This is a genomic window from Actinoallomurus sp. NPDC050550 (genome assembly GCF_040655075.1).
Classification (GTDB): Bacteria; Actinomycetota; Actinomycetes; order Streptosporangiales; family Streptosporangiaceae; genus Actinoallomurus.
The window spans coordinates 16653-37425 of the sequence record NZ_JBFAJC010000029.1 but is presented as its reverse complement, the minus strand read 5'-3'; the positions used below and the strand labels follow the sequence as shown (position 1 = coordinate 37425).

The following is a 20773-nucleotide window of genomic DNA, read 5'->3' as shown; positions in this document are numbered from 1 at the left end:
CAATGTGCGGGGCGTCCTCGGCCGAGCCGGTGTAGGTGACCTTCTGGGGTCCCGGTAGTCCTGTAGGAATTTCCGTCGGATATGGCCCTGAGCTGCGGTTACGTGATCTTGCTCAGGTGCCGGTAGATGGTGGGGCGGGTGACGCCGAACTCGTCGGCGATCTGCTGGACGGTGTAGCGGCGTTTTCCGCGGTCGTCGCGTTCGTCGTACATCTGTCGGGCGAGCTTCACCTGCCGGGGGCCGAGCTTGGGTTTCTGGCCGCCGGTGCGACCGCGGGTGCGGGCGGCTTCCAGGCCGTCAAGCGTCCGTTCGGACATCAGCGCGTGTTCGAACTCGGCGATGGCGCCGAGGATCTGGAAGAACATCCGGCCGATGGCCGTGGAGGTGTCGATGCCCTGGTCGAGTACCACCAAGTCCACGCCGCGCTCGTGCAACTCTTTCGACAAGGTGATGAGGTGTTCCAGGGAGCGGCCGAGCCGGTCGAGTTTCGTGACGACGAGCTGATCGCCGTCGCGGGCGACCAGCAGAGCCTTGTTCAGCTCTGGGCGGCTGGCCAGCTTGCCGGAGGCCTTGTCGATGAAGACATGTTCACAGCCGGCGGCCGTTAGGGCGTCGTGCTGGGCTTCGGGGTGCTGGTCGCGGGTGGAGACCCGGGCGTAGCCGATCCGCATGGCCCGCGAGCGTAACGCGAAGGTCCGACAGCGTGACATAGGCGCGTACACGGGAAGCGTTACACGCCTGTCCTGCGGAGATGCCGCTCGCCGAGTGGTGTATCGCGAACGATCGTTTATGAGAATCGGGGCAGGGGGCCGGTTCGACTCAACCGGCTCGGGTCTCGTTTCCGTGGTGGCGCGGGTGATGAGCGGCATGGTGGTGACCGCGGCACCCGTGCCCAATACCAGCCAATTCAGGTGGCCGTGGCCGCTGCGGCGCAGCAGGCCGCCTCAGCTGTCATGCCGCCACCGGCTGGAAGAAGATCGTTTGCCTGACCCTTCTCGGCGGTCGCTGACGGATAAGGGGTGGCCCGGCCATGTGGCCGGGCCACCCTTTGGGGGCATGCAGCTGTCAGGCGGGCTGTGTGGCGGGCGCCGGGGCGGTGGCCTTGTGAGGCTTACTGGTCTCCCGGAGGGTCAGCAGGCCGGTGATCGCGATCAGCGCCGAGGTCAGGCCGTGGATGCCGAACGCGGCGGCGAGGGGGCCGTGGTGGGCCAAGACGTTGATCATGTCGCCGAACGGGGCGACGGCCTCCATCAGCAGGACCCAGCCCAGGGCGCGGCGGTGGCCCGTCAGCAGGAGGATGCCGATGACCAGGCCCATCGAGAATTCGCGGGTGCCCTTCATGATGAGGAAGCCGTCGCCGTTGCCGGCGGGCCAGGTCGGCAGGCCAACACCTTGAGTGGACGCCTCCGGGGCCAGGATGAAGGACAACCCGAGGTAGAGGACGAACAGGGTGCAGACGGTGGCCAGGACGGTGTTGACGTTCTTCAGCGACATGGTTCTTCTCCTTTGACGTTCAGCCTGGGGTGGGGCAGGGGTTCAGCGGCGGATGCGGCGGGCATGGCGGGGGCGGTCGATGACGTGCCAGATGACGCGGGCCGGCGCGGGTGGGGGGCAAGATCGCCTTACTCGGTCTCTGACCGCGCCTGCCTGCCGGGTCGTCTTCGCCGATGCCGGTTTTGCCGCGATCCCGCCACCACCAGTGAAGCCGTGATCGGCTGGGCCGCCATCGGCCTCACGACCCGGCGCCGCCCGGGGTGAGGATTTCCATGAGATGTCCGTCGGGGTCGCGGAAGTAGGCGCCCCTGCGGCCCATGGTGTGCTTACTGCGATAGATCTGCCCGATCTCTTGGCATGCAGGATCGCCGTAGTGGGTGATCCCGCCGTGCTGGATGCGGGCGAGGGCGGCGTCGAACTCCTGCTCACTGACCATGAACGCGTAGTGGTGTGGCTCGAAGTCGTCCAGCTGGTCGTAGTCCAGACTGACCTGGTTGGCCAGCGTGACCGGCGTGAAGTGTGCCACCGGCGGATCGACACTCAGGCCGAGGATGTCGGCCAGGAACTGCGCCGAGGCTTGCGGGTCACGGGCGGGGACGATGGTGTGATTCAGTTCCACGGGCATGGTGACTCCTCTTCAGGGACGGGGCTACGCGTGGTGGGGCGCAAGGCGTGGCCGGCTTCGGGCTCGGCCTTGGCGACCCGGCATGGTGCATGGATGCGTGACTGCCGGGGGGAGGGCAGGGCTTCTCCGGCTGCCCTCTCTGGCTGCAGCTGCCGTGTCATACGTTGATCTGCTCGAATATGTGCGGGTACGACACGATGTCGTCGCTGAACTCGGCCGCCATGCGCTGGAACTCCGGGCTGCCGAACGCCGTGGCGAGCGCCTCGGTCGACTCCCAGACCGCGACGTTCATCAGAAGCTGGCTGTCCGCCGTTCCCTTGTGCATCTGCAGGGAGACGAATCCCGGCTGAGCCTTCATGAACTCCGCCTGCCTCCGAAAGAGGGCCAGGAACGCTTCAGTCCTCTCCTTCGGGACGACGAAGGTGTTGGCCAGGACGATGGGTCCGGTCTTCTCCTTGAACTGCGCGAACATCGGCGTATTCGGGTCGAGACTCTGCAGCTTGGCCATTTTCGGTACTTCCTCTCACTGTCGGTTGCCCCGCGGCACTGAGGCCGGCCACCGCCGTACTGGGTCCGGCAACGCTCACGACGCTCGCTATCTGTGGCACGAGGGGATCTGACGGTCACTCAAGGGCATCGCTGGTGACACCAAGGCCTCCAGCGACTGCGATCTTGCCAACGCTTGTTGGTCAACACCGTTGGTCAACGTTGTTGGCAAACGTAGAGCAGCAGCCCTGGACTGTCAACACCTGTTGGTCTACGTTGTTGGCATGACCGGCACCACGGAGAACCAGCAGGCCGCACGGCGTTCCGACGCCACCCGCGCCACGATCCTCGACGCGGCCCGCGAGCGGTTCGTGGCGGACGGCTACGAGAAGGCGACCATCCGGGCCATCGCGCGCGACGCGAAGATCGACCCGTCAATGGTGATGCGCTACTACGGCAACAAGGCGGGCCTGTTCGCGGCGGCCGTCGCGATCGATCCCGGGTTGCCGGGCCTGTCCCTCGAACCGCGCGAGGAGATCGGCCGTACGCTGGTGCGTCACTTCCTCAACCTGTGGGAGGAGAACGGGGAGCTCACCGCGCTGATGCGGGTCGGCGCCACCGACCCGGCCGCCGCCGATCGCATGCAGAGCGTGCTGCGCGAGCAGATGATCCCGCTGGCCCGCCGACTGGGCCACGAGCCGGAGCAGGCGCAGGCGCGGGCTGCACTGTGCGTCTCGACCGTGCTGGGGCTCGCGCTGACGCGCTACGTGCTGCGGTTCCCGGCGAGCGTGGCGCTCGGCTGCGAGGAGATCGTGGACTGGCTCGGACCCACGGTCCAGCGGTATCTCACCGCACCCACGCCCTGAAGAACGCGTCCAGGCACCCACCGCGACCTCGGTCACGGCGGATGCCCTCAAAGGGAAGACCGAAAGGATCAGCCCTGCTTCTGCGGCTTGCGGGACTTGCCGCCGAGCATCATGAGGCCGGCGGGCACGCAGCCGGAGGTCCACACGGCGCAGCCGCAGATCGCCGGGCCCCGTACCCCAGACGGGCATCCGCCCCGGAAGCTGCGATGCTCATTGATCACGACCCGATACGCGCCCTAACGCCGCGTCATTCGCCGGTGCCCTCGTCGTCCTCGTCGAGGTGGACGGTCGCCGGGTCACGCAGTGGGCGCAGGCCCTCACGTGGCGGGCGGGCGGCGAAGCTGTATCGGCCCCAGGCAGTTGAGGTTGGCGTGCTTCAGCGGGGAGACCCGGGCCACGTCCTCGTTGAGGACGTCATGCTCCCGCTCCTCGGGCGGCAGGGCCCGCAGGTGGTCGACGGCGGCGTCGAGGTAGCGGGTTGTCCAGAGCACGGCGGCATTGAGGACCAAGCCGAGCGCCCCGAGTTGGTCCTCCTGCCCCGTCCTGTATGCCTGCATGATCTGTCCGCGCTTGCCGTGGCAGATGTCGCGGCCGAGCTTGTGCCGCGACTCCTGGACGGTGAGCTGCCGGTTCATCTGGCGCCGGTAGGTGTCGTCGACCGGATCGACGACCCGGAGCAGGTGCAGGGCCTTAGCGATCCGCCCGTACTCGGCGAACGCCTGGCCCAGCGGGGTCGGTCGCCCCTCGCGGCCGAACATCCGCAGCAGGTCGTACGCGCGGACCTGCCCGGTCACCAGTGAGCCGGCGACCCGCAGCATGTCCGGCCAGTGCGTGGTGACCTTGGTCAGGTTCACCTTGTTGCGGGCCAGGTCCTCCAGCGGCCCGTACTCGCCGGTCTCCACACCGGGCATCTCCGCCCGCCAGAACCGCTGTTCGCCCAGGTTCTTGAAGCGCGGCGAGAAGTTGTAGCCCAGCATCGTGAACGGCCCGAACACCATGTCGGAGTACGAGGCGTTGTCGGTGGCGACCATCTCCGGCTTCACCCCGGCATCCAGGTTCAGCAGCGCGTCCAGGATATGCAGAGAGTCGCGCGGCGTGCCCGGCACGACCATCTGCCCAATGCCCGCCAGCCAAACCCACCAGGGCGAACTCGTCCTCATCCACTGGCTGTCGCCTTCAGCGAGGAAGCAGAACAGTTCTGGGGCATGCTGATCTTTGCCCCAACACGAATGCTCCCAAGGTTCGCCCTTCGCCGCCCGAAGGACCTTCTCGGCGCGACGTTCCGTCGAGATGTGACGGCGGTATCGGCGCCCGGCGGGTGGGCCGGACGCCGATGCCCGTCAGGTCAGGCCGGTGTGTCGGCCCGGTCGAGATGCCGGACCAAGAACTCGTCGTCGACCCCGATCCAGCGCATGCGGCGATGGGTGCCGGGGTTGGCGAGCATCGTCTTGTCCTTCGAGGCGAAGGCGTCGAACAACGCGAGAACGGATTGGCGGTCGACGTACTCCTCGTCCCACGGGAGCAGGAACTGGACCGGGACGGTGATCCGTCTCGCCGCCTCGACCAACGCCTCGTGCGCGAAGAACCCGCCGCCGAAGATCGCGGCGGTGATCCGGGGTTCGGCCGCCGTCAGCGGTATCCCGATCGCGGTGCCCAACGACATGCCACCGCCGTAGCCGATCGGTGCCTCGGTGCCGATCTCGGGCAGTTTCTGAAGGGCGTCCAGGGTCGCCTGCCATTCCGGTACGGCACGCTCCGCCAGGGAGGTGCTGTAGCGGACGCTGACCGACTCGAAGCGTTCGGTCTCGCCCGCCTCCATCGCCTGCCGGAGGTCGGCGCGAGCCTGCTCGTCCTCCGCCGTACGCGGGCGGTCGCCGTGTCCGGGCGCATCGATGGCGACCACGGTGAAACCCCACCTGGCCACGGTGTCGTGGGCGCGAGCCATGAGTCCCGGCGTCTTCTTGTGCAGGCCGCCACCGTGACCCATCAGCACCAGGGGCGCACGATCGGAGCCGGATGCGGGCGACCAGAGCACGCCGGTGACCTCGCCCACGACGAAGTCGCGTTCAAGGACGCCGTTCGACGAAGTCTCCGTAGTGAAACGCACAGTATGCATAGGTGTTGCCTTTCGGGATTGCCTTGTTGTCGAGGCGCTCCCGGCGACACCTACGTCAATCGCCCGACCGTGACGGCGAGCGGGAGCACCCACGTGCGTACAGCGTTCATGGGTCTCACCTCCTCGCGCGATGTCACGGCGGCTCGCACGTTACCAGCCGGGGTCACGTCCGCCCAACTCTGTTTCCCGCCGACCGCTGCGGGGGCGGGCCATGCGCCGGGCGTCTCCGCCGGCCGCGCCATCGTGTGCTGCGTTCGGTAGCGGCGAACAAGGCCAAGGACGCCAGGGCGCTGAAGGCGGCGGTGAGCGGGAGCGCTCCGGAACCGTGCGTGCTGAGCAGCCAGCCGCCGAGACCGGCACCGAGTGAGGACCCGATATAGACCGCGCTGCTGCTGAGCGCCAGGGCCTGGGGTCCGGCGTCCGGTCCGGCCAGCGCGAGGATGCGGGCCTGTACGGGTGGAGGAACCGCCCATGCGGCGGCCGACCAGACCAGCAGGAGGAGCACGATGAGGGGAAGGTACGCCGGCCGAAGTGACCAGCACAGTGCCAGTCCCAGCATGGCGGCGGCGAAGACCACCACCGCGAGAATGAACGCTCGTGCCGGGCCGAATCGGTCGACCAGCCCACCGCTCAACCGTGCTCCTGCGATGCCCGCTGCGCCGGTCAACGCCAGTAGGCCACCCAGCGTGGCCGGCGTCACGCCCGCCATGTCGTGAAGGAAGGAGGCGAGGTAGGTCTGGAACATCAGATTTCCCAGCACGGCGACGACGGCTGCGAGCAGGACGCCCAGCACGGCCGGACGCGTCAGCGGGCTGAGCCGATCGGCCAGACCTGCGGCAGGCGGGGATGGAGTCCGCGGCACGGCGACGTGCACGCAGACCAGTGCCGCCAGGCCGAGGAGGCCGCCGAGCACGAAGGTGGCCTGCCAGCCGAACACCGCACCGGTCCAGGTGCCCAGTGGAACGCCGATGACAACGGCGCCGGTCAGCCCGGTCATGACGATGGCGAGGTGGCGGCCTTGCCGCTCGGGCGGGGAATGCGCGGCGACGACCGCGAACACGGTGGGCAGGGTGACCGCTGCCGCGAGTGCGGCCACGATCCGCAGTGCCATCAGGACGGGGTACGACGTGGCGAGGGGAACGGCGAAGCCGGCGGCACAGAACAGCAGCAGGCCGCCGATGAGCACATGCCGCCTGGACCATGACGCGGTGATGACGGCGGCAGGCGGCCCGATCACCGCACACATCACCGAGAAGACGCTCACGAGCTGACCGGCCGCGGCCTCGCTGACCTTCAGCTCGCGTGCGATCGACGGCAGTACCCCCACGATGACGAAATCGTCCGTCTGCAGGGCGAAGGCGGTAAGGGCGAGTGCGATGAGCCAGGGCTTGGCGAAAGTGCGGCCACGTGCGACGTCCATGGTCGCGTTAACGTAACATATGTTTCCCTAATGACGGGCCGCCCGGACAAGGAGAGCCACAGTGGCCAGACCCCGCGATCCGCATCGCCGCGTCGAGATCCTCGATGCGGTCCTGGACCACCTCGCCCAGACCGGGATCAACGGGTTGTCCCTGCGCCCCATCGCACAGGCGCTGGGACACAGCACGCGCGTGCTGACCCATCACTTCGCCGACAAGGACGCCCTGCTGGCCGCCCTGCTGACGCGCCTGGACGAGATCCAGCACGAGCAACTCCACGCCACGGAAGGCTGGGACGACACCGATCGCGGAATCGGATCGATCGTCCGTGACTCCTGGCACCGCCACATCAAGCCCGCCAATCTCGCCCACACCCGCCTGATCCACGAGATCGAGGGACTGGCGGCCGCCGGGCGCCTTGGCGACCGAGTGCCCAAGTTCCTGACCGAACGGGCCGAATTCGTCGCCAGGGCACTGACCGCTCGCGGACTCGACCCGCAGGAGGCCCTGATCAAGGCGACCTACCTCAACAGCGCCTACGCCGGCCTGCAGACCGACCTGCTCATCACCGGCGACCACGCACGCGTCGAAGCCGCGCTCGAGGACCTGTGCGTCCTCGCCGACTCTTGGACGGCACCCGGATCAACCGGGTGAGCGCGGCCGCGCGGAGGTCACTTCGCGGCGCGTACGGGGACGGCCAGGTACTTGTACTCCAGGAACTCCTCGATGCCGACACGGCCGCCCTCGCGGCCGAGGCCGGACTGCTTCACGCCGCCGAACGGGGCCGCCGGGTTGGAGACCAGGCCGGTGTTCAGGCCGACCATGCCGACCTCGAGTCGTTCACTCACGCGGATCGCGCGGTCCAGGTCGCGGGTGAAGACGTAGCCGACCAGGCCCCAGTCGGTGTCGTTGGCGACGCGGACGACGTCGTCCTCGTCCTCGAAGGTCGTGATGGCGGCGACCGGGCCGAAGATCTCGGTGCTCATCAGCGCGGAGTCGCGGGCCACGTCGGTGAGGACGGTCGGGGGATAGAAGTAGCCGGAGCCCTCCGGGGTCGTCCCGCCCGTCAGGACCTTGGCGTCGCGCGCGACGGCGTCGGCGACCAGTTCCTCGACCTTGCCGCGCCCGGCCGCGTCGATCAGCGGCCCGACGTCGGTGCCCGGCTCGGTGCCGGGGCCGACGGTGAGCCCGGCCATCCGCTCGGCGAACCGGGCGGCGAACTCGTCCGCGACGGAACGGTGCACGAACATCCGGTTGGCCGCGGTGCACGCCTCTCCCATGTTCCGCATCTTCGCGGCCATGGCGCCGTCCACCGCGACGTCGAGGTCGGCGTCGTCGAAGACGATGAACGGCGCGTTGCCGCCCAGCTCCATCGACGTGCGCACGACCGTGTCGGCGCACTGGGCGAGCAGGATCCGGCCGACCTGGGTCGAGCCGGTGAACGACAGCTTGCGCACCCGGCCGCCCCGCAGCAGGGGCTCGATGACGGCGGCGGCGTCGGAGGTGGTGACGACGTTCAGCACGCCCGCGGGGAGCCCGGCCTCGGCGAGGATCCCGGCGAGCGCCAGGCTGGACAGCGGCGTCTGCGGGGCAGGCTTGAGCACCATTGTGCACCCGGCCGCGACGGCCGGGCCGATCTTGCGGGTGCCCATGGCGAGGGGGAAGTTCCACGGGGTGATCAGCAGGCACGGGCCGACCGGCTGGCGCATGACCACGATGCGGTTGGCGCCGTCCGGTGTCGGCGCGTACCCGCCGTCGATGCGCACGGCCTCCTCGGAGAACCAGCGGAAGAACTCGGCGGCGTAGGCGACCTCACCGCGCGCCTGGTCCAGCGGCTTGCCCATCTCGAGCGTCATCAGCAGGGCGAGTTCCTCGGTGCGGGCCAGGATGATCTCGTGCGCGCGGCGCAGGATCTCGCTGCGGGCCCGGGGAGCGGTCGCGGCCCAGCCCTCCTGCGCCGCGACGGCGGCCTCCAGCGCGCGCCGTCCGTCGTCGGGACCGGCGTCGGCGATCTCGCACAGCTCCCTGCCGGTGGCCGGGTCGGCCACGGCGAACGTGCTGCCGGACGCCGCGTCGGTCCAAGCGCCGTCGATGAACAGCCGCTTGGGAACGGCGGCCACGACGTCGGTCCGGGCGTCGGTGATGGTCATGAGGTCTCCCTTTCCTGCGGGTCGAGAAGTTCGGCGAGGTGCAGGGCCCGGGGGCCGGCGGCGCCGGTGAGATGGTCGATCTGGGTGCTGCAGCTGAAGCCGTCGGCGAGCACGACGGCGTCGGCGTCGGCGTCGCGGATCCGGGGCGCGAGCGAGAGTTCCGCGACGGCCATGGAGGTGGTGTAGTGCTCGGCTTCGAAACCGAAGTTCCCGGCCAGGCCGCAGCAGCCCGTGGGCTGGTCGATGGTCTCCACGCCGACGCGCCGCAGCAGCGCCTCCTGCGTCGCCGCGCCGAATACGGCGCGCTCGTGGCAGTGCGGCTGCACCGTCACCCGGCGCGGGACGTTCCGGGGCCGCCAGCCGGGGTCGGCCAGGTCGGTGAGCGCGCCCGCGAACGTCCGGATCCGTGCGGCGACCCGGCGGGCGGCCTCGGTGCCGAGCAGGGCGGGGGCGTCGTGTTTCAGCGCGGCGGCGCAGCTGGGTTCGGCCAGCACGATCGGGAGGCCTTCGTTCGGGCCCTCGTCGAGTGCGCTGACCGTACGGGTCAGCACCCGGCGTGCGATGCCGAGCTGGCCGGTGCTCAGCCACGTCAGCCCGCAGCACAGGCCGGTGCGTGCGGAGGCGGGCACGCCGGCGTCGCCGAGCACGCGCATCGCGGCGCCGGCCACCTCCGGCCGGAAGGCGCGCGTGAATGAGTCGACCATGAGGACCGCCTCGGCGCGTCCTGAGGGCCTCCCGTCCAGCGCGGCCCGCAGCGCGCGGCGGGAGGCGAACCGGGGAAGGGCGCGTTCGGTGGTCACCCCGCCCAGGCGGGCCGCCAGCCGCCCGGCCGGGCCGCTCAGCGCGGCGTTGACCGGTCCCGCGACGTACCCGGCGGCAGCGGCCCACCAGGGCAGCCACCCGAGCGTGTAGTGGCTGCGCGGCCGCAGCCGCCGCCGGTAGTGGCGGTGGAGGAACTCCGCCTTGTAGGTGGCCATGTCGACCCCGACCGGGCAGTCGGACGCGCAGGCCTTGCAGGACAGGCACAGGTCGAGCGCGTCACGGACATCGGCGGACCGCGCACCGTCGGTCAGCACGGCGTCCGGGCCGCCGCGCAGCATCTCCTGCAGGGCGCGCGCGCGTCCGCGGGTGGAGTCGCGCTCGTCTCCGGTGGCCTGGTAGCTGGGGCACATGGCGCCGGTCGCGCTCCGGCAGCGGCCGACGCCGATGCAGCGCCGGGCCGCCCCCGCCAGCCCGTCGGCGTCCTCGGGGAACGTGAACCCGGTCCGGGTCTCCTGCGGTCCGGCCGGTGACACGACGGTCAGCGCGAGGTCGGCGTCGAGCAGGGCGGGGGCCACGACCATCCCCGGATTCAGGATCCCCTCCGGGTCGAAGATCTTCTTGTACGCGGCGAACGCAGCGCGGATCCGCGGCCCGTACATGGTGGCCAGCAGTTCGCTTCGGGCCCGGCCGTCGCCGTGCTCACCGGACAGGGTGCCCCCGTGCTTGACGACGAGGGCCGCGGCGTCCTGCAGGAAGGCCCGCATCGCGGCCGTCCCTCGCGGGGAGGTCATGTCGAAGTCGATGCGCACGTGCACGCAGCCGGCGCCGAAGTGCCCGTACAGCACGCCGGTCAGGGAGTGCTCGGTGAGCAGCGCCCGGAAGTCGCGCAGGTAGGCGGCGAGGTCTTCGGGCGCGACGGCGGCGTCCTCCCATCCCGGCCACGACTCGCCGCCGCCGACGAGCCGGGCGGCCAGTCCCGCGCCGTCCTCGCGTACCCGCCACAGCGAGCGCCGCTCGGCGGGGTCCTCGACGACGCGTCCGGCGACCATCCGGCCGCTCTCGCGCAGCGCCGCGAGGAGGCCGGTGGCGCGCCGCCCGGCGTCCTCAGGGTCGTCACCGTCGAGTTCGACGTAGAGCCACGCGTCGCCTTCCGGCAGCCCCGTCACCGCGCCCGGTCCCCGCCGGTGCCGCATGGTCGCGACGATCGCCTCGTCCATGCCCTCCACGGCGGTGGGGCGATGCTCCAGGATCGCCGGCACGTCCGCGGCGGCGTCGATGACGTCGCGGTAGCCGATCGCCAGCAGCGCCGTCGCCGCCGGCATCGGCTGCAGGCGCACGGTGGCCCGGACCACGACGGCGCAGCCGCCCTCGGTGCCCACCAGCGCACGGGCGGCGTGCCGGCCGCGCTCGGGCAGCAGATGGTGCAACTGGTAGCCGGAGACCTGACGCGGGATCCGGCCGAGCTCGGTGCGGATCTCGGCGAGGTTGCCGGTGACGAGGCCGTCGAGGGCCGCGTCGATCTCGGCGACCCGCCGCACCGCCCTGTCGTCGGCGGCGTCGGCCGGCCGCAGCCCACCCGCCTCCGCGACGGCGTGCACCCCGTCCGCCGTCACGATCTCCAGGGACTCGACGTGCTCGACCGTACGGCCGTAGCGGACCGAGTGGTTGCCGCACGCGTCATTGCCGATCATCCCGCCGAGGGTGCAGCGGCTGTGGGAGGACGGGTCGGGGCCGAAGAACAGGCCGTACGGCGCCGCGGCGCGCTGCAGGTCGTCGAGGACGACGCCGGGCTCGACGACCGCGGTGCGGGTGTCCGGGTCCACGCGCAGCACCCGGTTCATGTGCCGCGAGAAGTCCAGGACCAGGCCGGGCCCGACCGCGTTGCCGGCCATGCTGGTGCCGCCGCCCCGCGCGGTGATCGGCACGCCTGCGGTTCCGCAGGCCCGGACCGCCGCGGCGACGTCGGCCGGGTCCTTGGGGAAGGCCACCGCCAGCGGCGGCACCCGGTAGTTCGAGGCGTCGTAGGCGTACTGCGCGCGCCGTCCGGCGCCCGCGTCGACCTCCAGGCCCGGCGCGTGGCGGCCCAGTGCCTCCAGCAGGACGGCGCGCCGGTCCGGAGCGTTCTCCCAGGTCACTGGGCAGAGGTGCCGACGGCGACCGCCGCCGTCCAGGCCCGCAGCGCCTCGTCGATCTGGTCCTCGGCGACGACCAGGGCGGGGATCATCCGGACCACGTTGTTCCACGGGCCGCAGGTGAGCAGGAGCATGCCCTCATCGACGGCGGCCCGATGCACGCGCGCGGCCGTCTCCGGGTCGGGCTCGCCTTCGGCGGTGACGAACTCACTGGCCAGCATCAGCCCGAGCCCGCGTACGTCGCCGATGCCCGGGTGGTCCGCCGCGACCTTCTCCAGGCCGGCGCGCAGGCGGGCGCCCATCGCCGCCGCGTTGGCGACCAGCCCCTCGTCCTGGACGACCTCGAGCGTGGCGATGGCCGCGGCGCAGGCCACGGCGTTGCCGCCGTACGTGCCGCCCTGCGAGCCGGGCCGGGCCTTTCGCATCAGCTCCTGCGACGCCGCGATGCCGGACAGCGGGAAGCCGCTGGCCAGGCCCTTGGCGGTGATGAGGATGTCGGGGCGGACCCCGAAGTGGTCGTGTCCCCAGAACCGGCCGGTGCGCCCGACGCCGGTCTGGATCTCATCGAGGATGAGCAGGATGCCGTGCCGGTCGGCGCGTTCCCGCAGGCCCTTCAGGAAGCCTTCGGTGGCCGGGACGTAGCCGCCCTCCCCGAGCACCGGCTCGACGATGATCGCGGCCGTGTCCTCGGGGTCGGAGACGGTCTGGAGTATGTAGTCGAACTCGCGGAGCGCGAAGCGGGTCGCGGTCTCCTCGTCCCAGCCGTAGTGGAAGGCGTTGGGGAAGGGCGTGATGACTACACCGCCCATCAGCGGCCCGAACCCGGTCCGCACCTTGGTGTTGGAGGTGGTCATCGACGCCGCCGCGACCGTACGGCCGTGGAAGCCGCCGTGGCAGACCACGATGTTCGGGCGCTTGGTGGCCTGGCGGGCGAGCCGCATCGCGGCCTCCACCGCCTCGCTGCCAGAGTTGACGAAGAACAGGCTGTCCAGGCCCTCGGGCAGCACCTCGCCGAGCTTGGCGGTCAGCCGGCCGAGCGGCTCGTGCAGCACCGTCGTGTACTGCCCGTGGATCAGCTTGGCCACCTGCTCCTGGGCGGCGGCGACCACGCGCGGGTGACAGTGCCCGGTGCTGGTGACGCCGATGCCCGCGGTGAAGTCCAGGTAGCGCCGGCCGTCCGTGCCGTACAGGTAGACGCCTTCGCCGCGTTCGGCGACGACCGGGGTGGCCTGGCGCAGGTGCGGGGACAGGTCGGTCATGGTGCTGATCTCCCGTGGGGTGCGAAGGGGTGCGTGCGGTCTCGTGGCCCGGCGTACACGGCCACCTTCGCCACGCACTCCACCCACGGTCAACGCGCACACTGTGCGGTCGGCGGCCCGGATGTGGACGGTGTGTCCACCGCTCCGGGCGCGGATCCCCACCGTCCGTGACCGCACCGGCCCGGCGATGATGCCGCAAAGCCCTGCCTGACCAGCGTCAACGGCCCTTGCGGGGATCATGGCCGGTTTGCCAGAGTGGCGATACATGCGGCAGACGCCAGAACCGGGGGAGACGACATCGGTGTCGTCGCCGACCCGGTCCCTCACGATCGCCGACGTGCTGCGGCTGCCGGTCCTCGTCGCGGGACTCCCGGAGGTCGTGTCCGGGGAGCGGCACCTGGCGCGCCAGGTGCGCTGGGTGCACGTCACCGAACTCCTCGACCCGGCGTCCTTCCTCGAAGGCGGCGAACTGATCCTCACCACCGGCATGCCGCACCCGGAGGATCCCACCCTGCTGCGCGCCTACGTCGATCAGCTCGCCGACATCGGCGCCGCCGGGCTCGTCATCGAGCTCGGCCGCCGCTACCAGCGAGTGCCGGCCGACCTGGTCCGCGCCTGCCGTGATCGCGACCTCCCGCTGATCGTCCTGCACCGCGAGGTGCGGTTCATCGACGTGACCCAGACCGTGCACGCGCTGATCCTCGACGCTCAGGGAGAGCTGCTCCGCCGGGCCCAGCGCATCCAGGACGTCTTCCGGGACCTGACTCTGCACGGCGCCGAACCGGGCGAGATCGTCGAAGCCGCGGCGGAGCTCACCGGGTGCCCGATCGTCCTGGAGAACCTCATCCACCACGCCGTGCACTGTGCGCCCGCCGGCCGCCCGGCCGGGCAGGTGCTCACCGCCTGGCCGCGGCGCTCCCACGGCACGGCGACGCCCGACCGCACCGCGCAGAGCGGGCCGGAGGAGTGGCTCGTCACGCCGCTGGAGCACGGCGGCAGCCGCTGGGGACGGCTGGTGCTCCTGCCCGACGAGCACGATCGGCTGATCAGTCCCGAGCACGTCATGGTCCTGGACCACGCGGCGACCGCGCTGACGCTCGCGCGGCTGGCCGGGCACATGCGCTGGGAACGCGACGCCCATGAGACGGCGCTTCGCGCCCTGATCGAGGGGCGGCACCGCACGGCGACCGAGGCCCGCACCCGAGCCGAATCCCTCGGCCTGCCGGTCGCCGGACACCGGGTCGTCGCACTCCTGATCCGGGCCGGTTCCCGGACGGCCCAGGACGGCTTCGGCGACGCGTTGGCGGCCCGGCTCGCCGCCGGAGGCGCGCGTGCCCTGGTCGGCGGCCTGCGTCCCGGAGTGACCGGCGTGCTGATCGCCGTGGCGCGCGCGGGCGCGTGGGAGCCGGTCGCCGAACGCGTCGGCCGGTTCGCCCGCGAGGAGCTCGGCACCGACGCGGTCGTCGCGGTCGGGCCAGGCGTCGCCGACCTCGGGCAGGTGGCCCGTTCCTTCGCGGAGGCCGAGCAGGTCCTGGAGGCCATCCGGCCCGGCGCCTCCGACCGGCCGTTCCACGTGACCTCCGACATCGGCCTGCCGCAGTTGCTGTACGCGCTGCGCGACGACGTGCGGATCCAGCGGTACGTCGACCGCCGGCTCGGCCGGCTGATCGACCACGACGAACGACACGGCGGCGATCTCATCGCCACGCTCCACCACTACCTGGCCGAGGCCGGCAACAAGTCCGCGGCAGCCAAGCGCAGCGGCCTGTCGCGCCAGGCGTTCTACCACCGCCTCCGGATGATCGAACGCCTGCTGGGCCACGACCTGGAGTCCGGTCCGCAGCGTACGGAACTGCACGTGGCCGTCATGGCGCTGGAGGCCATGACCGGCCGGAGCCCGGAGGTCCTCGACGGCTGACGCCGGATCCGGCCGGCGGCGCCTCATGATCCTGGCCGGCACGGGGCGATAACGTTTCTGGACGGTACCGGGCATACGGGTGATGGTGGTGAGCGATGGCCGTGGGCGTCGAGGTGGTGACCTCTTCGGCAGCCGCCGGGGTCGCCCTGCGGGGCGCGCCGCCGGGCCGGACACCGCACGAGCTGGCGAGCCTCCTGCGGGCGGCGGGAATGCCGGAGGCGGGGCTGCGGTCGACCGCCATGTGGCTGGTCTCCGGCCGGCGCGAGTCACCGCATACACGTGCCGCCTATGTCCGAGACCTGAGCTGGTGGGTGTCGTGGTGCGCCGCGCAGCGCTGCGTACCTGCGGCGGCGACCACGGCCGCGGCGGACCTGTACATCGCGGCGTTGAAGGAATCGGGGCTGGCGCGGGCCACCATCGGCCGACGGATCGCGGCCGTCTCGTCGTGGTACACCTACCTGCTCCGGGAGCGGTGTGCGGCGATCAACCCGTTCGAGGGCGCCGAGCGGCCACGGCTGGACGCCCATGCCTCCCGTACGCGGGGGCTGTCGCGCGAGCAGGTCGCCGCGGTCCTCGGCCATGCCGCCGACCATGAGTCCGCCCGGACGTACGCGCTGTTGTGGCTGATGTTCGCCACGGCGGGGCGGATCAGTTCGATCCTGGACGCGCGGATCGAGCAGCTGGGCCAGGACCGCGGCCATCAGGTCCTGGACCTGGCCGTCAAGGGCGGCCGGGTCAAACGGTTCGCGATCCCGCCCGCGGCGCTGGCCGCGGTGCAGGGCTACCTGGAGGAGCGGGGGGATCCCCGGGAGGGGTTGCTCTTCGTGTCGCGCACCGGCCGGCGGCTGACGCAGTCGTACGCGTGGAAGCTGGTCAACCGGGTCGCGCGCGCGGCCGGAGTGCCGCACGCGATCTCGCCGCACTCGTTCCGGCATTCGGCGATCACGATCGCGCTGAGCGACGGGCGGCCGCTGCACGTGGTCCAGGACTTCGCCGGGCACGCCGATCCGCGTACCACCCGGCGGTACGACCGGGCCCGCGATTCCCTCGACCGCTCACCCGCCTACGAGCTGGCCGCGTCGGTCACCCCGGAGCGGGACGGCGACGGTCCGCTCCGGCGGTAGCCGATCGGGAAGGCCCCGGCCGGCGCCGAGACGGCGACGGGCCGCGCCGGCCGCAGCCCCTCGGGAAGGTCGCCCGAAATCCGGTTTTCGGAAGTTCGTCCAACGGTCTGGCATACAGGGCTTTGCATGACCATGCATCATCGTGCATACTTGTGCTCGTGTCCAAGGTGCTCACTTCTCTGCCAGTCGGTGAACGTGTCGGGATCGCCTTCTCCGGCGGCCTCGACACCTCGGTTGCGGTCGCGTGGATGCGCGAGAAGGGTGCCGTTCCGTGCACCTATACCGCCGAGATCGGCCAATACGACGAACCCGACATCGCGTCGGTGCCCGGGCGCGCCACGGCGTACGGCGCGGAGGTCGCCCGCCTGGTCGACTGCCGGGCGGCCCTGGTGGAAGAAGGGCTCGCGGCCTTGGCCTGCGGCGCCTTCCACATCCGCTCCGGTGGCCGCACCTACTTCAACACCACGCCGCTCGGCCGGGCCGTCACGGGCACCCTGCTCGTGCGCGCCATGCTCGAGGACGGCGTGCAGATCTGGGGCGACGGCTCCACCTTCAAGGGCAACGACATCGAGCGGTTCTACCGCTACGGCCTGCTCGCCAACCCCTCCCTGCGGATCTACAAGCCGTGGCTGGACGCCGACTTCGTCACCGAGCTGGGCGGCCGTAAGGAGATGTCGGAGTGGCTGCTCGCCCGTGACCTGCCGTACCGGGACAGCACCGAGAAGGCCTACTCCACCGACGCGAACATCTGGGGCGCCACCCACGAGGCCAAGGCGCTCGAGCACCTCGACGCGGGCATCGAGATCGTCGAGCCGATCATGGGCGTGCCGTTCTGGGACCCGAGCGTCGAGATAGCCGCCGAGGACGTCACGGTCGGCTTCGAGCAGGGACGGCCGGTCACCATCAACGGCAAGGAGTTCCCCTCGGCCGTCGACCTGGTGCTGGAGGCCAACGCCATCGGCGGCCGGCACGGCCTGGGCATGTCCGACCAGATCGAGAACCGCGTCATCGAGGCCAAGAGCCGGGGCATCTACGAGGCGCCGGGGATGGCGCTGCTGCACGCGGCGTACGAGCGGCTGGTCAACGCGATCCACAACGAGGACACCCTCGCCACCTACTACTCCGAGGGACGGCGGCTGGGCCGGCTGCTGTACGAAGGCCGCTGGCTGGACCCGCAGGCGCTGATGCTGCGCGAGTCGCTGCAGCGCTGGGTCGGCACGGCGGTCACCGGCGAGGTGAGCCTGCGGCTGCGGCGCGGTGAGGACTACTCCGTCCTGGACACCTCGGGTCCGGCGTTCAGCTACCACCCGGACAAGCTGTCGATGGAGCGCACCGAGGACTCCGCCTTCGGGCCGGTCGACCGGATCGGCCAGCTGACCATGCGCAACCTCGACATCGCCGACTCTCGCGCCAAGCTCGAGCAGTACGCCGGGCTCGGCATGGTCGGCAGCCGGCACCCGACGTTGATCGGTGCCGCGCAGGCGGCCTCGACCGGGCTGATCGGCGCGATGCCCCGGGGCGGCGCCGAGGCGATCGCCTCTCGTGGAGAGGTGCCCGCCGACGAGGAGCTGCTCGATCACGCCGCGATGGAGTCCGGCACCGACTGACCAGGCGGCCGGAGGCTCACGCCGGCATCGGAGACTACGGTTCGCGTCCGAGTTCGGCGAGGCGGGTCAGGGCGGGCAGCGCGCCTGCGAGCGCCGTTCGCTGTTCGGCGCTCAGCCGGGCGATGAGCGGGGCCAGGTGCTGTGTCCGGTCGTCGTGGCGCGACCGGCAGATCCGCCGGCCGGCCTCGGTGATGTGGACGAGGATGGCGCGTCCGTCGCTCGGGTCGGGGCGGCGCTGGACCAGTCCGTCGCGCTCCAGTCGGGTGACCAGCTGGGTGATGGCGGGCTGGGTGACCTGCTCGGTCCGGGTGAGGTCGGTCAGCCGCATCGGCCGGTCGCTGAACGCCAGGGTGTCGAGGACCGACAGCGTCGTGAACGACAGCTTCTCCAGGGTGGGAAGCCGGATGTAGAAGCGGTTGAAGCCCTCGATCGCCGCGGTGAAGGCATCCACGTCCAGGTCGGTCTCGTCCACACCACGAACCTATCGGGAACTCCTCGGACTACGCGGCGCAGAACTCGTTGCCCTCCGGGTCCCGCATGACCCACCAGTGCCCGGCCGGTCCCTTGTTCACCTCCTGGACGCGGTTGGCGCCCAGGGTCTCCAGCCGGGCCACCAGCGGGTCCAGTCCTCCCGGCTCGGCGTGGACGTCGATGTGCAGGCGGTTCTTGCCGGTCTTCGCCTCGGGCACGTCCTGGAAGAGCAGGCGGCGTCCCCGGCCGATCCCGCTGGTCTCGTCGAACGGGTCCTCTGGATGGCGGATCGCGGCGAACCCGCGGAACATCCGCCGGCCACGGTGCTCGATCACCGCGTCCTCGCCGACCTGGCCCGCCGCCAGGAGGCGGTCGATGAGCGCCCCGGGGTCCTCCACCTCGTATCCGAGCGCGGCGGCCCAGAAGTCCGCCAGCGCGGGGGCGTCGTTGCTGTCGATGACCAGCTTCCAATGCAAAGGCATGTAACCACTTATATTGGTTACATGGATTCGTCGGCAACCCCCGGGCTGGTCCTGCGCACCCACTCCGGGGCCGTCTTCCGGTTCGATCCCGGCGCGCTGTGCCTGGAGCTGCTGACCACCGGCGGACCCGGTGAGGGCCGCAGATGGGAGGTGCTGCACGAGCCCGCCGACCTGGCCGCCTGGGCGGCCAGGTCACGGCTGCCCCCGACGCCCGCTCTGGAGATCGCCCCACAGGAGGTCACGGACGCGCGGCGGCTGCGCGACGCGCTGTGGCGGATCGCCATCGCCCGCACGCGCGACGAACCGTGCGCACCGGAGGATCTGGCCACCGTCAACGAGGCCGCCGCCCACCCGCCGCTGGCACCCGCCATCGGAGCGGATGGCGAGCGCCGCTGGGCAGGGCCCGCCGACGGCGCGCGGCTGCTCGCCACCGTCGCCCACGACGCCGTGGACCTGCTGACCGGCCCGTTCGCCGAGCGCATCCGCACGTGCGCCGGGGACAACTGCTACCTGATCTACGTCGACACCTCACGCCCGGGCCGCCGCCGCTGGTGTTCCATGGAACACTGCGGCAACCGCCAGAAGGTCCGGGCGCTGCGCGCACGGCGCTCCACCGAGCACCGGCCCGATGTCTCAAGAGAGAGTGAATGATCGCGTTGGCCGACCAGAGCATCCGCCCCTACCGCATCGACATCCCGCAGGCCGACCTGGACGACCTGCACGCGCGCCTGGACCGCACCCGGTGGCCGGACGAGCTGCCCGGAGTGGGCTGGGCGTACGGCGTCCCTCGCGACTACCTGCGCGAGCTCGTACGGTACTGGCGGCACGAGTACGACTGGCGGGCCGCCGAGGCCCGGCTGAACACCTGGCCGCAGTTCACCACCACGATCGACGGCGCGGACATCCACTTCGCCCATATCCGCTCCCCGGAGCCGGACGCGACCCCGCTGATCATCACCCACGGCTGGCCGGGGTCGATCGTGGAGTTCACCGAGATCGCCGGCCCGTTGACGGATCCGCGAGCCCACGGCGGCGACCCGGCCGACGCGTTCCACCTGGTGATTCCCAGCATCCCGGGCTTCGGCCCGTCCGGGCCGACACGCCAGACCGGCTGGGAGTACCAGCGGATCACGGCCGCCTTCGCCGAGCTGATGGACCGCCTCGGCTACCGGCGCTACGGCGCGCAGGGCGGCGACTGGGGCGCGGTCATCTCCCGCGAACTCGGCCGGATCCGTCCCGGCCACGTCATCGGCGTCCATCTGAACCTGCTCCCGAACTCGGCCGCGACCAGCGAACCGGACGCGGCCGAGCTGGCGGCGCTGAGCCCCGCCGAACGCGAACGCACACTCGCCTCCTGGGAACGGACCCGCGAGTGGGAGCGCGAGCGCGCGGGCTACGCCGCGATCCAGTCGACGCGCCCCCAGACCCTCGCCTACGCGCTGACCGACTCCCCGGTCGGTCAGCTGGCCTGGATCGTGGAGAAGTTCAAGGAGTGGACCGACTCCCGGGACCGCCCCGAGGACGCCGTGGACCGGGACCTGCTGCTCACCAACGTGATGCTCTACTGGCTGACCGGCACCGCCGGATCCTCGGCCCGCGTCTACTACGAGCGGGCGCACGCCGACTACTGGGGCGATCCGCCCGAGCCGTCGACCGCGCCGACCGCCCTGGCGGTGTTCCCCGAGGACAACTTCATCTTCCTCCGGCACATCGCGGAGCGGACGAACACCATCGTGCGCTGGACGGAGTACGACCGGGGCGGGCACTTCGCCGCCATGGAGGAGCCGGACCTGCTGGTCGCCGACGTACGGGCGTTCTTCCGGGCGCTTCGCGAGGACTCCGGCGCCACCGGATGAGTACCGG

The 20773-nt window shown here is 71.2% G+C and carries 19 protein-coding genes and 1 pseudogene; 7 read left to right on the top strand and 13 right to left on the bottom strand.

The window, feature by feature from the left end:
* Positions 1-98: 98 nt before the first annotated feature.
* From AB0I04_RS32960 to AB0I04_RS32945, 4 genes are all read right to left on the bottom strand, one after another.
* The gene (locus AB0I04_RS32960) at positions 99-671 is read right to left on the bottom strand and encodes a recombinase family protein (RefSeq protein WP_360893331.1); all 573 of its coding nucleotides are present in this window, start codon (positions 669-671) and stop codon (positions 99-101) included.
* A gap of 394 nt (positions 672-1065) precedes the next feature.
* Positions 1066-1494, bottom strand: coding sequence for a DUF4267 domain-containing protein (locus AB0I04_RS32955; protein WP_360893328.1), 429 nt, complete (start codon positions 1492-1494; stop codon positions 1066-1068).
* 238 nt (positions 1495-1732) lie between these two features.
* Positions 1733-2119, bottom strand: a complete 387-nt coding sequence (locus AB0I04_RS32950; RefSeq protein WP_360893325.1) for a VOC family protein — start codon at positions 2117-2119, stop codon at positions 1733-1735.
* Between the two features lie 157 nt (positions 2120-2276).
* Positions 2277-2627: an antibiotic biosynthesis monooxygenase family protein gene (locus AB0I04_RS32945; protein WP_014173895.1), complete on the bottom strand. Its 351-nt coding sequence runs from the start codon at positions 2625-2627 to the stop codon at positions 2277-2279.
* A 262-nt stretch (positions 2628-2889) separates the two neighbouring features.
* On the opposite strand from AB0I04_RS32945, the gene AB0I04_RS32940 reads away from it, so the two are divergent.
* Positions 2890-3471 (top strand): TetR family transcriptional regulator, encoded by a 582-nt coding sequence (locus AB0I04_RS32940; protein ID WP_360893322.1) that lies wholly within the window; start codon positions 2890-2892, stop codon positions 3469-3471.
* Between the two features lie 68 nt (positions 3472-3539).
* On the opposite strand, the gene AB0I04_RS32935 is transcribed toward AB0I04_RS32940, so the two are convergent.
* The 4 genes and pseudogenes from AB0I04_RS32935 to AB0I04_RS32920 all read right to left on the bottom strand — a co-directional run bounded on the left by AB0I04_RS32935 (position 3540) and on the right by AB0I04_RS32920 (position 7007).
* The gene (locus AB0I04_RS32935) at positions 3540-3692 is read right to left on the bottom strand and encodes a hypothetical protein (protein WP_360893320.1); all 153 of its coding nucleotides are present in this window, start codon (positions 3690-3692) and stop codon (positions 3540-3542) included.
* A 26-nt stretch (positions 3693-3718) separates the two neighbouring features.
* A pseudogene (locus tag AB0I04_RS32930) lies at positions 3719-4598 on the bottom strand (Tn3 family transposase); the annotation flags it as partial.
* Between the two features lie 218 nt (positions 4599-4816).
* Entirely contained in the window at positions 4817-5587 is a 771-nt protein-coding gene (locus AB0I04_RS32925) for an alpha/beta hydrolase (protein ID WP_360893318.1), read from the bottom strand.
* Positions 5588-5750: 163 nt separating this feature from the next.
* Entirely contained in the window at positions 5751-7007 is a 1257-nt protein-coding gene (locus AB0I04_RS32920; RefSeq protein WP_360893315.1) for an MFS transporter, read from the bottom strand.
* Between the two features lie 61 nt (positions 7008-7068).
* Between AB0I04_RS32920 and AB0I04_RS32915 the strand changes: the two genes are divergently transcribed.
* Positions 7069-7659: a TetR/AcrR family transcriptional regulator gene (locus tag AB0I04_RS32915; RefSeq protein ID WP_360893312.1), complete on the top strand. Its 591-nt coding sequence runs from the start codon at positions 7069-7071 to the stop codon at positions 7657-7659.
* A gap of 17 nt (positions 7660-7676) precedes the next feature.
* Here the strand turns inward: AB0I04_RS32915 and AB0I04_RS32910 are convergent, their stop codons facing one another.
* From AB0I04_RS32910 to AB0I04_RS32900, 3 genes are read right to left on the bottom strand one after another with little or no spacing between them, the layout of a single operon-like run.
* Complete coding sequence (locus AB0I04_RS32910; protein ID WP_360893309.1) at positions 7677-9155, bottom strand: NAD-dependent succinate-semialdehyde dehydrogenase; 1479 nt, start codon at positions 9153-9155, stop codon at positions 7677-7679.
* On the bottom strand, positions 9152-12052 hold the full coding sequence (locus tag AB0I04_RS32905; RefSeq protein WP_360893306.1) for an FAD-binding and (Fe-S)-binding domain-containing protein: 2901 nt from the start codon (positions 12050-12052) through the stop codon (positions 9152-9154). Before AB0I04_RS32905 ends, AB0I04_RS32910 begins: the two co-directional genes overlap by 4 nt.
* Entirely contained in the window at positions 12049-13308 is a 1260-nt protein-coding gene (locus AB0I04_RS32900) for an aminotransferase class III-fold pyridoxal phosphate-dependent enzyme (RefSeq protein ID WP_360893303.1), read from the bottom strand. The genes AB0I04_RS32905 and AB0I04_RS32900 overlap by 4 nt, the downstream gene beginning before the upstream one ends.
* Positions 13309-13573: 265 nt before the next feature.
* Here AB0I04_RS32900 and AB0I04_RS32895 point away from each other — a divergent pair, with 265 nt between their 5' ends.
* From AB0I04_RS32895 to argG, 3 genes are all read left to right on the top strand, one after another.
* Positions 13574-15226, top strand: a complete 1653-nt coding sequence (locus AB0I04_RS32895; RefSeq protein WP_360893301.1) for a PucR family transcriptional regulator ligand-binding domain-containing protein — start codon at positions 13574-13576, stop codon at positions 15224-15226.
* 95 nt (positions 15227-15321) lie between these two features.
* A complete protein-coding gene (locus tag AB0I04_RS32890) occupies positions 15322-16350 on the top strand; it encodes a tyrosine-type recombinase/integrase (RefSeq protein WP_360893298.1) in 1029 nt (342 codons plus the stop codon).
* Positions 16351-16508: 158 nt separating this feature from the next.
* On the top strand, positions 16509-17957 hold the full coding sequence (gene argG / locus AB0I04_RS32885; protein ID WP_360893295.1) for an argininosuccinate synthase: 1449 nt from the start codon (positions 16509-16511) through the stop codon (positions 17955-17957).
* Positions 17958-17991: 34 nt separating this feature from the next.
* Here argG and AB0I04_RS32880 read toward each other — a convergent pair whose 3' ends face one another.
* On the bottom strand, positions 17992-18429 hold the full coding sequence (locus AB0I04_RS32880; protein WP_360893292.1) for a MarR family transcriptional regulator: 438 nt from the start codon (positions 18427-18429) through the stop codon (positions 17992-17994).
* A gap of 28 nt (positions 18430-18457) precedes the next feature.
* Entirely contained in the window at positions 18458-18910 is a 453-nt protein-coding gene (locus tag AB0I04_RS32875; RefSeq protein WP_360893289.1) for a VOC family protein, read from the bottom strand.
* A 21-nt stretch (positions 18911-18931) separates the two neighbouring features.
* Here AB0I04_RS32875 and AB0I04_RS32870 point away from each other — a divergent pair, with 21 nt between their 5' ends.
* Together AB0I04_RS32870 and AB0I04_RS32865 are read left to right on the top strand one after the other, a co-directional pair.
* The gene (locus AB0I04_RS32870; RefSeq protein WP_360893286.1) at positions 18932-19561 is read left to right on the top strand and encodes a CGNR zinc finger domain-containing protein; all 630 of its coding nucleotides are present in this window, start codon (positions 18932-18934) and stop codon (positions 19559-19561) included.
* Positions 19558-20766, top strand: a complete 1209-nt coding sequence (locus AB0I04_RS32865; RefSeq protein ID WP_360893284.1) for an epoxide hydrolase family protein — start codon at positions 19558-19560, stop codon at positions 20764-20766. The genes AB0I04_RS32870 and AB0I04_RS32865 overlap by 4 nt, the downstream gene beginning before the upstream one ends.
* The last annotated feature ends 7 nt before the right edge of the window (positions 20767-20773 follow it).

Coding starts and splice junctions, on each gene's coding strand:
- AB0I04_RS32910 (WP_360893309.1), bottom strand. CDS start 9,155: ATGACCATCACCGACGCCCGGACCGACGTCGTGGCCGCCGTTCCCAAG.
- AB0I04_RS32865 (WP_360893284.1), top strand. CDS start 19,558: ATGATCGCGTTGGCCGACCAGAGCATCCGCCCCTACCGCATCGACATC.
- AB0I04_RS32945 (WP_014173895.1), bottom strand. CDS start 2,627: ATGGCCAAGCTGCAGAGTCTCGACCCGAATACGCCGATGTTCGCGCAG.
- AB0I04_RS32875 (WP_360893289.1), bottom strand. CDS start 18,910: ATGCCTTTGCATTGGAAGCTGGTCATCGACAGCAACGACGCCCCCGCG.
- AB0I04_RS32890 (WP_360893298.1), top strand. CDS start 15,322: ATGGCCGTGGGCGTCGAGGTGGTGACCTCTTCGGCAGCCGCCGGGGTC.
- AB0I04_RS32960 (WP_360893331.1), bottom strand. CDS start 671: ATGCGGATCGGCTACGCCCGGGTCTCCACCCGCGACCAGCACCCCGAA.
- AB0I04_RS32940 (WP_360893322.1), top strand. CDS start 2,890: ATGACCGGCACCACGGAGAACCAGCAGGCCGCACGGCGTTCCGACGCC.
- AB0I04_RS32925 (WP_360893318.1), bottom strand. CDS start 5,587: ATGCATACTGTGCGTTTCACTACGGAGACTTCGTCGAACGGCGTCCTT.
- AB0I04_RS32950 (WP_360893325.1), bottom strand. CDS start 2,119: ATGCCCGTGGAACTGAATCACACCATCGTCCCCGCCCGTGACCCGCAA.
- AB0I04_RS32900 (WP_360893303.1), bottom strand. CDS start 13,308: ATGACCGACCTGTCCCCGCACCTGCGCCAGGCCACCCCGGTCGTCGCC.
- AB0I04_RS32895 (WP_360893301.1), top strand. CDS start 13,574: ATGCGGCAGACGCCAGAACCGGGGGAGACGACATCGGTGTCGTCGCCG.
- AB0I04_RS32870 (WP_360893286.1), top strand. CDS start 18,932: ATGGATTCGTCGGCAACCCCCGGGCTGGTCCTGCGCACCCACTCCGGG.
- AB0I04_RS32955 (WP_360893328.1), bottom strand. CDS start 1,494: ATGTCGCTGAAGAACGTCAACACCGTCCTGGCCACCGTCTGCACCCTG.
- AB0I04_RS32920 (WP_360893315.1), bottom strand. CDS start 7,007: ATGGACGTCGCACGTGGCCGCACTTTCGCCAAGCCCTGGCTCATCGCA.